9 protein-coding genes and 1 other RNA gene are annotated in these 14,066 nt (G+C 33.7%); 5 read left to right on the top strand and 5 right to left on the bottom strand.

Annotation, left to right across the window (positions count from 1 at the left end; translation table 11 throughout):
• Window positions 1-23 precede the first annotated feature (23 nt).
• The 3 genes from Q0910_RS06375 (at window position 24) to Q0910_RS06365 (ending at window position 4,772) form a co-directional block, all read left to right on the top strand.
• Window positions 24-3,038: a TonB-dependent receptor gene (locus Q0910_RS06375; protein WP_299213713.1), complete on the top strand. Its 3,015-nt coding sequence runs from the start codon at window positions 24-26 to the stop codon at window positions 3,036-3,038.
• 46 nt (window positions 3,039-3,084) lie between these two features.
• The gene (locus Q0910_RS06370) at window positions 3,085-4,449 is read left to right on the top strand and encodes a RagB/SusD family nutrient uptake outer membrane protein (RefSeq protein ID WP_299213712.1); all 1,365 of its coding nucleotides are present in this window, start codon (window positions 3,085-3,087) and stop codon (window positions 4,447-4,449) included.
• 146 nt (window positions 4,450-4,595) lie between these two features.
• Window positions 4,596-4,772 (top strand): Lacal_2735 family protein, encoded by a 177-nt coding sequence (locus Q0910_RS06365; RefSeq protein WP_299213710.1) that lies wholly within the window; start codon window positions 4,596-4,598, stop codon window positions 4,770-4,772.
• Window positions 4,773-4,778: 6 nt separating this feature from the next.
• Here the strand turns inward: Q0910_RS06365 and Q0910_RS06360 are convergent, their stop codons facing one another.
• The 4 genes from Q0910_RS06360 to Q0910_RS06345 all read right to left on the bottom strand — a co-directional run bounded on the left by Q0910_RS06360 (window position 4,779) and on the right by Q0910_RS06345 (window position 8,848).
• Window positions 4,779-5,564, bottom strand: a complete 786-nt coding sequence (locus Q0910_RS06360; protein ID WP_299213707.1) for an alpha/beta hydrolase — start codon at window positions 5,562-5,564, stop codon at window positions 4,779-4,781.
• Between the two features lie 91 nt (window positions 5,565-5,655).
• On the bottom strand, window positions 5,656-6,438 hold the full coding sequence (locus tag Q0910_RS06355) for a helical backbone metal receptor (protein WP_299213705.1): 783 nt from the start codon (window positions 6,436-6,438) through the stop codon (window positions 5,656-5,658).
• 350 nt (window positions 6,439-6,788) lie between these two features.
• Window positions 6,789-7,610 carry an orotidine-5'-phosphate decarboxylase gene (gene pyrF / locus Q0910_RS06350; protein ID WP_299213703.1) on the bottom strand — a complete coding sequence of 274 codons (822 nt, stop codon included), beginning with the start codon at window positions 7,608-7,610 and terminating at the stop codon, window positions 6,789-6,791.
• Between the two features lie 29 nt (window positions 7,611-7,639).
• A complete protein-coding gene (locus tag Q0910_RS06345) occupies window positions 7,640-8,848 on the bottom strand; it encodes an NAD(P)-dependent oxidoreductase (RefSeq protein ID WP_299214595.1) in 1,209 nt (402 codons plus the stop codon).
• 152 nt (window positions 8,849-9,000) lie between these two features.
• On the opposite strand from Q0910_RS06345, the gene ssrA reads away from it, so the two are divergent.
• Together ssrA and Q0910_RS06335 are read left to right on the top strand one after the other, a co-directional pair.
• Window positions 9,001-9,399, top strand: a transfer-messenger RNA (tmRNA) gene (gene ssrA, locus Q0910_RS06340).
• A 286-nt stretch (window positions 9,400-9,685) separates the two neighbouring features.
• Window positions 9,686-13,084: a T9SS type A sorting domain-containing protein gene (locus tag Q0910_RS06335; RefSeq protein WP_299213701.1), complete on the top strand. Its 3,399-nt coding sequence runs from the start codon at window positions 9,686-9,688 to the stop codon at window positions 13,082-13,084.
• Between the two features lie 179 nt (window positions 13,085-13,263).
• On the opposite strand, the gene Q0910_RS06330 is transcribed toward Q0910_RS06335, so the two are convergent.
• On the bottom strand, window positions 13,264-13,620 hold the full coding sequence (locus Q0910_RS06330; protein WP_299213699.1) for a T9SS type A sorting domain-containing protein: 357 nt from the start codon (window positions 13,618-13,620) through the stop codon (window positions 13,264-13,266).
• Between the last annotated feature and the right edge of the window lie 446 nt (window positions 13,621-14,066).

The raw sequence follows: 14,066 nt of genomic DNA, 5'->3' as shown, positions 1-14,066 counted from the left end.
TGCCCGATTTAAAAACGCCCTCAATGAAAAACTTAATCAAACTTAGCATAGCTATGCTTATGCTTCTGTGCTCTGGACTTATTGAAGCCCAAGAGAAAACAATAACGGGAACGGTTATTGACGAATCAGGAATCCCACTTCCGGGGACAAACGTTCTAGTAAAAAATACCAGTAACGGAGTTCAAACAGATTTTGATGGAAACTATTCTATCGAAGCGAACTCAGGAGATACCCTAATATTTTCCTATGTTGGTTTTGAAACAAAAGAAATTGTTATTACCGGATCAACAGTAATAAATATTACATTAAAAGACAATATTGAAGGCTTAGACCAGGTAGTCCTTATTGGATATGGTAGTTCTTCTAGAAAAGAAATAACGGCTAGTATATCTAGTATCCGCGCTAATGATATAGCAGATGTCAATACTCCTGGTATTCAATCATTAATGACAAGTAAAGTTACTGGGGTTCAAATTACTCAACTTTCCGGAAGAGTAGAATCTGGTATTAAAGTTAGGATTAGAGGTATTTCTACTATTGGTGCATCTCAGGAACCTTTATATGTATTAGATGGAGTGCCGTTGATTAACGACGACGAATCTATAAACAACTCTCCTATCAACCCTTTGATAGGTCTTAACCCTAACGATATTGATTCTATCGATTTTCTAAAAGATGCTTCTTCAGCGGCGATCTATGGTGCCAGAGGAACAAATGGTGTTATTATCATCACCACAAAAAAAGGAAAAGCAGGAAAAACCAAGGTTACTTTAAATACAGCATCGGGATGGAACTTTGCTACGAATAAAAGAGAATTCTTGGATTCTGAGGAGTATGTAGAATTTTACACAGAAGCTGCACTAAACAGTGGTCTTTCTTTAAGTGAAATCGAAACACAATTTGATCAATTATCACTAGGTCGTGATTGGAGAAATAATGAAGTAGATACTGATTGGCAGGACTTAGCATTGGTAGAAGGTATTACTCAAGATATAGACCTATCCGCATCTGGAGGAGGTGAAAAAATAAAATACTTTCTTTCTACCTCGTATAACAAAACCGAAGGTATCATCTTAGGAAATGAGTTGGATCGTTATACTTTAAGAGGTAAAGTAGATGCTGATATTACTGAAAAATCTACCATTGGAGTAAACATTAACCTATCTAAGGTAACCATCGATCGATTATCTAATGATAATGCTTTTATCTCTCCGCTTCAATCTATAGCACAGTCTCCATTAACACCAGCTTTGCTAGAAGATGGCACAGCGAATGTAGATGGTAATTCTACGTTATTTCAAAACTTTCTTGGACAAGAACAAACGGGAAGATTTGTTACGGATATTTGGAGAACTACAGCTAACATTTATGGTGATTTTTATATAAATGATTACCTACAATATAAATCTGAAATTGGATATGATGCTAATAACCAAAATGCAGAAAGATTCTCAGGAAGCTTAACCGAATTCGCATCTGCAGGAGGAGTTGGTACTGTTAGTAATGCTATAACAGAACGTTACATTTTAACCAATTATTTAAGTTATAAGCGAACTTTTGGAGATTCTGTAGACTTTTCTGCCACTCTGGGAGGAAGTTTTGAGGAAACTAATCGTAAAAGTCAATTCACAATTGGACAAGGATTTCCATCAGATGATCTACAAACATTAGACAATGCAGTTTTAATCACAAATGGTGGATCTAATAAAACCAAGTACAACTTTTTATCATACTTTGCTAGGTCACGTTTTTCTATAGCAGAAAAATACCTTTTCAATCTAAGTATTCGTCGTGATGGTTCTTCTAGATTCGGTGAGGATTCACAATTTGGTTGGTTCCCTGCAGCATCAGCGGCTTGGGTAGTTAGTAATGAACGATTTTTAGTTAATTCTAACTTCTTAAATAAGTTCAAACTTAGAGGTAGTTGGGGTATTACAGGAAATGCAGAAATAGGAAATTTTGCCAGTAAAGATCTTTACGGAGTAACAACTTATAATGAGCGACTTGGAGTATCACCAATTCAATTAGGAGATAACGAATTACGTTGGGAAAAAACTACTCAATATGACTTAGGGGTAGATTTTGGATTGTTCAACAATACTATTTCAGGAGAATTTGATTATTATAACAAAACCACTAATGATTTATTATTTAACCAACCACTACCTGGTACATCTGGTTTTACATCGATTGTTAGAAACATTGGTGAAATAGTAAATAAAGGATTTGAGGTGAATATTAATGCAAGAATTATCTCTAAACCATCTTTAACTTGGAATGTTGGTGCGTTATTTACTAAAAACGATAATGAAGTTACTGATCTACCAAGTGGAGATATTATAGATGGTGTGAATATCATCAGAAAAGGTGAGGCTGTTTCTTCTTTTTATCTATATGAATACGCAGGTGTTGATCCAGCTAATGGAGACGCGTTATTCTATACCAATACAGTAAATGAAGATGGTTCACTAGATAAAACGTTAACTAACAGTGTAGCTAAAGCTAATAAAATTGTTACAGGAGACCCTTTTCCTGATTATCAAATTGGATTTACAAATACTTTAAAAATAAAAGGCTTAGATTTTCAATTTATTTTTCAAGGAGAGTTTGGAGCTTCAATTTTTGATCAAGCAGGTAAATTCACTTCCGGAAATGGTAAATTCCTTGACAATCAAACGGCAGATCAACTAGATAGATGGCAAAATCCTGGAGATATAACTGATGTGCCTCAGGCAAGATTAAATCAAGACAATGGCCAAGCGGATTCTACGCGTTACCTAGAAGAAGCGGATTTTATAAGACTAAGAAATATCACATTAGGATACACAATCAACCCTACGTACTCTAAAAAGTTTTATATGGAAAAAGTAAGATTCTATTTTAGCGGTCTTAACTTATTAACGATTACTGATTATGAAGGATACGATCCAGAATCTACAGCAGATTTTAATGGGAATTCTGGCGTGCGAACTGGTACTTCCTTTTACTCAGCTCCTCCTGCAAAAACATATACACTAGGAATAAATATTGAATTCTAAAAATTCGATTTTTAAAATTTAATACTAAAATCTTAAAGTAAAAAAAATGAAAACATATATAAAAATAATAATAGTATTCACTCTTTCGATAATCTCAGTAAGTTGTGAAAACCAGTTAGACATTGACCCAAATCAAGCGCTAACCACCGAGGATGCTTTTGATACACCAGCAAAAGTGACCAATATTCTTGTTGGAGCATATGCTCAAGCCGGGCAAGCAGCAAGTTATGGTGGCCAGATTTATACAATCGCAGAACTATTAGCTAACGATCAAGAACTAAAATGGAACGGAACATTTTCTGATCCAGGTGAGTTTAATACTAAAGTGATCAACACTAATAATACCTTTGTAGCTAACTTATGGTTAAACGGATATAACATCAGTAATCAAGCAAACATAGTTCTTGACAATCTAGACGTTTTTGAAAATCTCGATAGTAAAAACTCTGTAGAAGGTCAAGCCAAATTTTTAAGAGCTCTTACTTATTTTGATTTGTTGCGTTTTTTCTCTAAACATAATAATAATAGAATCAATGATGGAGAGTCAGGTGTTCCCATTATCAGAACTCCAGTAATTACATTAGATGATGTCACTTATCCATCTAGAAATACGATTGGTGAAGTATATGATTTTATAATCAATGATTTACAAGATGCAATTGTATTATTACCTGAAACAAATGGTGTTTTTGCTTCTAATAACGCGGCTAAAGCTTTACTAGCCAGAGTACAACTACAAATAGGTAATTATGAAGCTGCAAGAGATTTATCTAATGAAGTAATACAATCAGGAAGATTCTTAATAACAGATTCACTTGATGATGCTTACAACAATGATGATAACTCTACAGAAGATATTTTTGCTTGGCAAGTAACAGATTCAGACGGAGCTAACAGTATGAATACATTTTGGGCTACCGACAGATTCGGAGGAAGACCAGGAAATCCTGATATATCGATCGAAGACGCTTTTTTCGGGATTTTTGATGATTTTAATGATTCGAGAGCGGGTTATTTTTATATCGATAACGAAACAGGATCTGGTATTGCATCATTCAAATGGATTTTTGGTAATGCAAACATCCCATTCCTCAGGTTGCCAGAAATGCATCTTATCCGTGCTGAGTCTAATTTTATCTTAGGCACAGCAATAGGAACAGATCCTATAAACGATGTTAATACAGTACGATTTAGATCTAATGCTTTTCTATTAACTGATTTAACATATGTAGATATCATTCTGGAAAGATTAAAAGAATTCGCATTTGAAGGACATAAACTGCATGATTTCAAAAGATTAGAAATTCCTATTGGAGCTTTAACTTTTGATGATAGTCGATTGGTTTTACCGATTCCACAAAGAGAAATCAACGTAAATCCAAATCTTTTACCACAAAACGACGGATACTAAAACATAATATCATTTAATTAAAGTTATAAAAGGGTAGTATGAATGAAAATCATACTACCCTTTTTAGTATACTATTAGATAACCTTAACTACCTCTTAAGAACATAATTAAATCACATCTAATACTTTTGTATAAAAAGAAAGGAAATGTTTTATTGGTGGTCTAAAGACAAAACTGATCTTCAAAAACTGCAAAAGCGATACTGCAGATTAATAAAAAATGCGTATAATCTTGCTATTAAGGATAAAGAAAAAAGCGATCTTTTGCATGAGGAAGCAAATAAAATTTTGACCGAAATCAAAAAAATGGAACATCGTGCTTAACTATTATTAAACGGAAAATTGATTCAAAAACAAAAGCGATTCTTCATTAAAAATTTCTGGTTGTTCTACATTAACTACATGCCCTGAATTCTTGACTACGAAAAGATTAGAAAACTCGTGGATGGATACTATTTTTTCTATAGATGGTAAAAACAAATAATCTTCTTCTCCCATCACATAAAGTGTCGGTATCTTAATATCTTTATCCCTAAAAAAACGTAATAGAGGATTAATTTCTGATGTTAGCCTAAACCATCTAATAAACTCTTTTTGATATAGCTTTTTAGCCTCATTGGCAAATAGTAGCCTAGACTGTTTATGGTTCTTTTTTGGCATAATAATAAAAGCGAAAAGCTTATATAGAAACATATAAGGAACTACTGACTTAAAAACTACACCTAATTTCATCAATACTTGAGATCTTAGGTTTAATTTCATAATAGCACCGCCCATAATCATACTTTGCACTCTTGTTGGATGTTTCTCCGCTAAATTTCTGATTAATATTGTACCAAGTGAAATTCCTACAAAATGGGATTTAGCGATATTTTCTTTATCAATCACTTCGACAATATCTTCAGTAATAAAATCAAATGTATATTTAAAATTAAATGCATCCTTAAAAGCTAGTTTAGATTTCCCGTGACCTCGAAGATCTAGTAACAGCACATTATAATGCCTTCTAAATTCCCTAACCTGTTTAAACCAAATTGAAGAACTACCTCCTGCTCCGTGAACAAAAGTTACCCAATTGGTATTTTCTGGATGATGATATATAGAGTAGTTAAGCATAACGTATCTTGCTGGGTAAAGATAATGACTTATTATTCACTATAAGTAGCGTTAACAGTAATTAATGTATTGTTCAACTCTTTCAATAAGGCTAGTGAAGCGTTCTGAAGTAGGTAAATGCTTCTACTAATCTGGAACCGTACCAAGAAAAATACTCTCCATCTACTAAAATCACATTAGTATCTGGAAGCATTTTTAGTATTTCATCCTTATGCTCTTCAGAAAAAGGAAACGGTTCTGATGATAATAAGATAAGATCAAGATCATTTAATTTTGAGAATTGCTCTTCAAGAATCTCGGGATAACGATCCTGATGACCAAACATATTTATAAATCCATTAATCCCTAACAAATGATGAATAAATGTTCCTTTGCCTGCTACCATCCAAGGTTTACACCAAATGAAATAAGCAACTTTTTTTTGAGGTTTATCCTTCATGAATTCTGAAAAACTCTTCAATTCTGATCTAATTTCAGAAATTAGTGCTGCAGCTTGATTAGTCTTGTTAAAAATCTCACCATACTGACCTATCAACTCCAAAGATTCTTCTATAGTACTTATATCCGAAACATGAACAGGATACTCTTCTTGTAATGTTTCAACGATCTCTCTTGTGTTTTCTTCTTTATTACATAAAATAATATCCGGATTTAATTCATGGATTTTATCCAGATGAATATTCTTAGTTCCACCAACGACACTCTTTTCTTTTCTTATGCTATCCGGATGTACGCAAAACTTGGTAACACCTACTATATAATTTGATAAACCTAATGCAACCAGGAGTTCGGTTTGAGATGGAACTAAGGAGATAATACGCACAGGAGTTGAAGTTAACCTAATATCTCTACCTAATTGATCTGTGTATACCATACTTTTTTCTTAAGCGTATTTCTGAAGTCATTCAGTAATCATAAAAAAATCATAAACCCTTAATAATTAACCTTTTAAAATTAGGAATTCCTACAAATACTCTTTATATTGTAGGAAAGAATATTAATTTAAAAATCTTGGGGCTATGGATTCAGTATTACTTAACATTATTGTTTACAGTTTTTTGGCATTTTTTGTAATTTTTATCACATATGGACTTGTGGGATATGCAAAACAAGTATTTAAAGCCAATAGACGTTAATTTTTTTAATCCCTCATCGAAGGTTATTTCCTCGAAGTTGTTGATTTAAAAGAAAAAGGAAATTGAATATACATTCAGTTTCCTTTTTTTACTTTCTAGCCTCTAATATTTCTTTCATTTGTTGCTGAAGCTCCTTAGCTTTTTCTGCCGCAACTGTATCAAAATCTAATCCGTTTGAAGCATATATAATTCCTCGAGATGAATTGATTAATAATCCAATCTGATCATTAATTCCGTATTTGCATACATCTTGCAGATTTCCGCCTTGAGCGCCAACTCCGGGTACCAATAAAAAACTATCGGGAATAATCTTTCTGATATCTGCTAGGTATTCTGCTTTAGTAGCTCCTACTACGTACATCAAATTCTCAGAATTCTGCCATTCTTTAGAAGTTTCTAATACCTGCTTATATAACTCTCTTCCATCAACATTTTTAGTTTGAAAATCAAAAGCACCTTGATTAGAAGTAAGTGCCAACATAATGGTATGCTTCCCCTGGAATCCTAAAAACGGTTCTATAGAATCCTTACCCATATAAGGAGCTACCGTAACCGAATCAAACTCCAGATCTTCAAAAAACGCCTTGGCATACATCGCACTTGTATTACCAATATCTCCTCGTTTTGCATCCGCGATCGTAAAAACATCAGGATAATTAGTATTTAGATATTGGATCGTCTTTTCTAAAGACCTCCATCCTTTTAGTCCATATGCCTCATAAAAAGCGGTATTAGGCTTATACGCTACCGCCAAATGGTGCGTAGCATCTATGATTTTTTTATTAAACTCAAAAATTGGATCTTCTGCTTCTAATAAATGTTTCGGAATTTTAGTTAGATCCACATCCAGACCTACACATAAAAAGGATTTTTTTTTCCATATTTGATCAACAAGTTCCTGAGTCGTCATTTTTTAATATAATTTGTGTTTTATAAAACTTATTCTTTTCCATCCACATAATCCTGCAAATAGGAATATCTAGCCGTCAATTTACCATCTTGTGTCATTCTTGCACGTTCTAAAACTCCATCTGCATCGTTATTAAAAAATGCAGGGATCACATGTTCCAAAAACATGTCTCCAAAACCTTCACTCGCATCCTTAGGTAACTCACAAGGCAAATTATCTACTGCCATCACTACTACGGCTTCCGGATCTTTGAAATCCACTTCTTCTTCTCTACCTGGGTGGTATCCATAAATAGGATCCGCAATAGTAGAAGGCCTAATTGTTGTTGCAACCGGGCCATCAATATCACAAGAAACATCCGCCACTATACTGATATTAAAGTCCTCAGATTTTGCATCTTCTCGAGTGTAGATAAAAGGAGCTCCATCTCCAAAAAAGTGGCCGGCAATATACATATCACTGACTTTGGCAAATCTCATAAAGTCACTAATATATTCTTGTGGATTATCATAAAAATCTTTTTTATCAATCACTTGACCATCCTTACGCTTATTATAATCCAAAACATCAATCTGTGTATAAACCGGTTCATTAAAAGTAGTGTTTAGATAATCACCAACAGAGACTTCTTTGATCTTCATAGCGTCCAAAATTTCTTTGGCTCCACCACCTACTTTTCCTTTTCCGGTAAGTACAATCTTAATGCTTGGCAAATCGATCTTGGATAGTTCTGATTCTAATGCCTTTTGATCGGGCAAAGTTTCTGCTTTGGGAAGCTGGAAACTATCCTTTTTAAGACCTAGTGCCCTAAAACCATTATATGCACCAACAATACCGGCATAACGACCAAAACCAATAAGTCTAAACCCTCTTTCATTAATAATCACCTCATGATCATACAATTCGATGTTTTTATCAAGGATTGCATTAAGCAACTTTCTATTATAAGGTTGTTTTTTAATAGTATGTGAAAAGAAAAAATATTTTTTATTTGGGATCAAAGCATCAATCGGAACTTCTTTTACTCCTAACAAAACATCACAATCAGAAAGATCATTAATAATCTCAAAGCCCGCAGTTGTATAATCTGCATCACTAAAAATTCTAATATCAGAGCTTTCAACCTTAAAAGAGGCCTCAGGAAATTGAGACACGGTGTCACTAAGACCGTTTGGTGAGAAGACTACCCGACGATCTGGCGGGTTTTTTCGTTCTCTGATAATTCCGAATGTAGTCATAAAGTTTTGGTATGTATTTTGTTTATGTAAAAGCGCGGCTAAGATATGACAAATATGATTATCTTTGCCATCCATTTTGAGTGAGGAGTTCAGATTTTTTTTAGAATGTTTTAATAATCTGAATTTGCAATTCTTCATTCGTAATTAGTATTGGGGTCGACTGGTTTTGACAGCGAGATTAATAGAGTGGTAAGCACGTCGAGCGCTGGGATATAGCTCGTAAATATCATATTTCACCTTTTTTAAACGGCGAGAATAACTACGCCCTAGCTGCATAATCTGAATTTTAGTAGGATAATGCCTCGGTCTACAAGGTAGACAAGCAGGATACTCTTCAAAAGCCTTGGTTTATGGCGTTTGGTTTTGAGTATCGTAAAAGTAAACCTAGAAACTATAGTATCTTGATATAGTTTCGAAATTTAATTGAGAATAAGCGATACGTTGGCGGTTTTTGGTCTTTCATATCGACGAAAATTAAACAAAAACTAAGCGTGTAGAAAGCTATTGTATTACTTGTTTGGACGAGGGTTCGAATCCCTCCGACTCCACTTTAATCCTGCCATAAGGCAGGATTTTGTGTTTTCGGGGGATTCCAACAATGCGTCAAACCCTTTTTTTCCTTAAATCATCCATTGATAATTTTTTAACACTCTATAATTTCAACTCAAATTCAAATTTTGCTTGAAGCACACTATATTTTCTTTTAAGAAGTTATCAAAATCATATGTATTTGGTAAGAAACTACATACTTGGGGTAAAATTATAATACACAACTCCAAAAAAAATGGATAAGTTGCATTGTTTAATCAACTTATCATACACACAAAACTCAACAAAATGAAGAGAACATTCATCGTACTGCTCATCTCACTTCTATGCATGACAGTAACTTCGCAAAAAAAAGAACCCGCTAGAAACATTAAAGAAATAATCTCTAATCCGTTTCTGATACAAAAAAATGGTCAAAAAGTAACCTTTGATGATATTATAAAAGAAGCAGATGCTTATTTTAAAATAAGTTGTCCGGGATTGACTTTTGCAGAATTATCACAAGGGGACTTTAGAGACGGTGATTTCGTGAAATATCAAAGGTGGAAAAGTTTTTGGAAACACCATCTAAATGAAAATGGTACTCTAGGAGATTTCACTCAATCTAATATATCCCAAAAACGTTCTTCTAATGCCAATTGTCAAGATTCTGATTTTAATGCACAATGGAGTGCAGTAAACTACAATGGTAATTTTGGTTATCAAATTGATATGGGTAGAGTAAGCAGTATCGGATTTCACCCTACGGACCCTGATACGTTTTGGGTAGGTGCTGCTTTTGGAGGAATCTGGAAAACTACAGATGGAGGTCAATCGTACACCAATTTAAACGACAACTTACCTCACACAGCGGTTTCAGATATTATTGTGGATTCTGCTAATCCGGATAGGATTATTATTGCATTGAGTGATATTGTTTGGTATGGTCCTCCTGGTATTGGTATATACGAATCAAATGATGGAGGCGTAAGCTTTGCACCAACTAACTTAACATTCACCTTACCACAAAATATTAGAATTTATGAAATAGATGTAAACCCCAATAACGCTGATGAATTTTTAGTGGCAACCTCTGATGGACTATATAGAACAACCGATTATTTTAATACTACTACTAAAATAATCAATGCAAATATCAGAGCAGTTAGATATAGTATAAACTCTAATGACGCATATGCAGGTGGGTCTAGCGGTCAGTTCTATTTAAGCACTAACAATGGTCAAAGCTTTAACCTAAATAATGATTTTGGAAGTGGTCAAGTTAGAATTTCAGTTTCAACCAAATCCAATTCCGGGTATGTAGCCATTACTAACGGATCTACGCTTAATGTATCATCAGACTTTGGACAAAACTTTAGTCAAAAAACCTTACCAGAATCTAATTGTGTTGTTTCCTTCGCTAATAATTCTGATTCAAATATCGTTGTTGGTAATTTTGAATGTTATGCCTCCAGTAACGAAGGTGATAGTTTTCAAGCTACAACACAGTGGTTAGGACAAAATGGCCTACCTTTTATACATGTAGATCAACGAAATATTTACACGAATCCATTACAGTCAGATTTTATCTATTATTGTAATGACGGAGGAATATTTAGGTATTCTGTATCCAATAACTCCTTTGCGAACTTATCTTCGGACTTATTTATCACACAATACTATGATATTGCCATTTCTCAAACCGATCCGAATATATTAGGAGCAGGATCTCAAGATAACGGAAACGTAACCAGAAACTCTAATGGTTCTTGGCAAAGTTATGAACCCACCGCTGATGGAATGGGACAAGAAATAGATTTTAATAATCCTAATAACCGATACTATGCCATTCAAAATGGGGCGTTAAGGAAATGGGTCAACGGAACCCGAACTTTCATTTCTCCTCCGGGAGAGGACGGAAATGGAGCTTGGGAAACTCCTTTCAAATTAGATCCTAACAATTCTAATCGCATTATTATTGGATATAATAGTGTATATGCGTCAGATGATCAAGGTACTAATTGGACTATTATTGGTAATAATGTGAGTCCTTCTGATGATTTGGAACAAATCGCAATTGCTAAAACTAACTCTGATAAAATATATGCTTCTCGATTTAATGTAGTTTATGCAAAAGATCCAACTAATTTAAATTGGTCTTCGAATAGCACTCCGCTAAATCAATACATATCTGATCTGGAAGTTCATCCAACGGATGAAAATACGGTCTTCATCTCGTATGGCGGATATACCAATAACGGTAAAGTTTATAAATCGACTGATGGAGGAATTAATTGGGAAAATATATCTTATAATTTGCCAAACATTCCTATTTTATCATTGGAAACTTATGATACCCAAGCGGGTTCTATTTTTATTGGAACATACAACGGTGTATTCTTTCTTGAAAACGAAACACAGGAGTGGAAAAAATATGGATGTCTGCCGAATACATCAGTCAATGATATTGAGATTCAGTATTTAAATGAAGACAAAATATTTATAGGAACGCATGGAAGAGGAATTTTTGAAGCCTCATTATCACCATTACAGTGTGACGAAGTAGTTACTCCATTTGTAAACAACGGAACAGAATGGCTACAACAAAGTACTCTTGAAGTATGTCAGGGAACCAATATTTATTTAGGAATGCAGAATGTAGGATCAGAAAATGTGCAAATACAATATCCGGATGGAATAATCGATGATACTCCGGATGTATCTACAGCGTGGATCTTCAATGACGTTCAACCATCGGATTCCGGTTCGTATCTGGTTTCTTATGATAATGGATCTTGTATTGCACAAGCAACCATCGTATTGAACGTACAGGAACCACTTGCACTGACGCCATTTGTAAATGATGGGGCCAGTTGGTTTCAACAAGATAATCTGGAAATTTGTGAAGGCGCCAGTATTTATCTTGGAGTCCAAAATGCCGGCACATCTAATTTCGAAATCAAATATCCTGACGGAACCATAGATACAACGCCTGATTTATCAACTGCCTGGCAATTGACCAATGTAGCACCATCCGATTCTGGGACGTATATTGTACGGTATAAAAATCAGAATGCCTGCGATGAAGATAGTACTCAAAATCTAATTCTAACGGTATATCCGCTGAATGCAGACTTATCTGACGCTGTCCAAATAAATATAGATAATACTGAATACACTAACATAGCAAATACTACAGAATTGAATATCGATACAGGCAGTGATTTCAGCTTACGATTACCGTCCAACCTATACGATGGTGAATTAACTTGGACAGCTCCAAATAATACTACGTATTCATCAGAAGAGATTTCGTTTACCTCTGTTTCGGATAATGATACTGAAGTAGAAGGTAATTGGACGGCGCAAGTTGATTTTTCAAATGATTGTAACGGAGCTTCCCAAACCATACAATTTACGATCAATATTGAGTCAACCCTGAACATATCAGAATTGGATAAAAACAGTATTAATATTTATCAAAATCCATTACTTAATCTTGTTTATATTAATGGAATTCCAAGCAATTCAGAAATCCATATTTCAGTTTTAGATATCAACGGAAAACTTATACAAAGAACATCTCCAAATTCGTTAAATCAAACTTCACAAATAATTGATTTATCCACATATAGAAATGGCGTTTATATTTTGATTTTAGAATACGGAACCTCAAAATTGATAAAAAAAATAGTCAAAAGCTCTTAGCAAACTATTTTATATAGTAGTTATTAATAACAAAAAAGCTTCTGTTGACAGAAGCTTTTTTGTTATGCTACAATGTTCAATCTCGAAATTTGATAGTAAAGCGATTCGACTTTATTGTAATCAAATCTTTGTTAATCTAGTTTCTCTTAATATCATCAAAAATACTGATCTAGCATATTTCATCTAATATCAACACCATCATTACCTTTGTAAAATCTTTTGACTTCCATATGATTACCTACGTGTACTTTGATTAGGTATAGTCCTTCTTCCAATAAAGAGAGATCGATTTCTCTATCGAGATGTAATTTTTTCTGAATTCTAATGAAACCGGATTTGTCAATAATCTTAATTAACATAGGTTCTTTTACATCAGATAAGATGGTAATAGACTGTTGCGTAGATGTGGCGTCGAGCTCAAAAGAAAATGCTTTATCATTTACAAAAGTTAATACATTAGCTTCAGTGTAACCTATGTTGGAATACAAAGAAGTTAAACCAACAAAAAACAACATAATAAGTAGTACTTTTTTCATAATTTCTATTTTACCTTAAGATACTAACAAACAATATTTTACGTTGTTAAAGATTCCCCAAAAAGCACTAAAACCGTACGTTTTTAGAAAAGTTTATACATTGTTTATGGTATATTTAGCGTTTGATTCAATTAGCCGGTAAAATTTTTAAAAGTAAAACTCAGTTTTTTAGATTATTCAACTTCTGTCAAATGCTATTCAATATTTCAGTATACAATTATCTAAATGGATTTTTAATAACCATTCATTAGACAATCATACTAACTTATGTCTCCAAGTAGATAATTATCAATCAAAATCAAGTAAGTATCAATTTCTATTATTTACAGGGGAAATTGACACATATATTCGTATTTCAATTTAAAATAAATTCACAATGAAAAATACCGAAGGAAAAATCTCCGGTATTTTTGCAATTTGACGATTCGTTTATTTTAGTGTACTTT

The organism is uncultured Aquimarina sp., assembly GCF_947495315.1.
Lineage (GTDB): Bacteria > Bacteroidota > Bacteroidia > Flavobacteriales > Flavobacteriaceae > Aquimarina.
This window is presented reverse-complemented; position numbering and strand designations above follow the sequence as displayed.

Coding starts and splice junctions, on each gene's coding strand:
- Q0910_RS06375 (WP_299213713.1), top strand. CDS start 24: ATGAAAAACTTAATCAAACTTAGCATAGCTATGCTTATGCTTCTGTGC.
- Q0910_RS06370 (WP_299213712.1), top strand. CDS start 3,085: ATGAAAACATATATAAAAATAATAATAGTATTCACTCTTTCGATAATC.
- Q0910_RS06365 (WP_299213710.1), top strand. CDS start 4,596: ATGTTTTATTGGTGGTCTAAAGACAAAACTGATCTTCAAAAACTGCAA.
- Q0910_RS06360 (WP_299213707.1), bottom strand. CDS start 5,564: ATGCTTAACTACTCTATATATCATCATCCAGAAAATACCAATTGGGTA.
- Q0910_RS06355 (WP_299213705.1), bottom strand. CDS start 6,438: ATGGTATACACAGATCAATTAGGTAGAGATATTAGGTTAACTTCAACT.
- pyrF (WP_299213703.1), bottom strand. CDS start 7,610: ATGACGACTCAGGAACTTGTTGATCAAATATGGAAAAAAAAATCCTTT.
- Q0910_RS06345 (WP_299214595.1), bottom strand. CDS start 8,848: ATGACTACATTCGGAATTATCAGAGAACGAAAAAACCCGCCAGATCGT.
- Q0910_RS06335 (WP_299213701.1), top strand. CDS start 9,686: ATGAAGAGAACATTCATCGTACTGCTCATCTCACTTCTATGCATGACA.
- Q0910_RS06330 (WP_299213699.1), bottom strand. CDS start 13,620: ATGAAAAAAGTACTACTTATTATGTTGTTTTTTGTTGGTTTAACTTCT.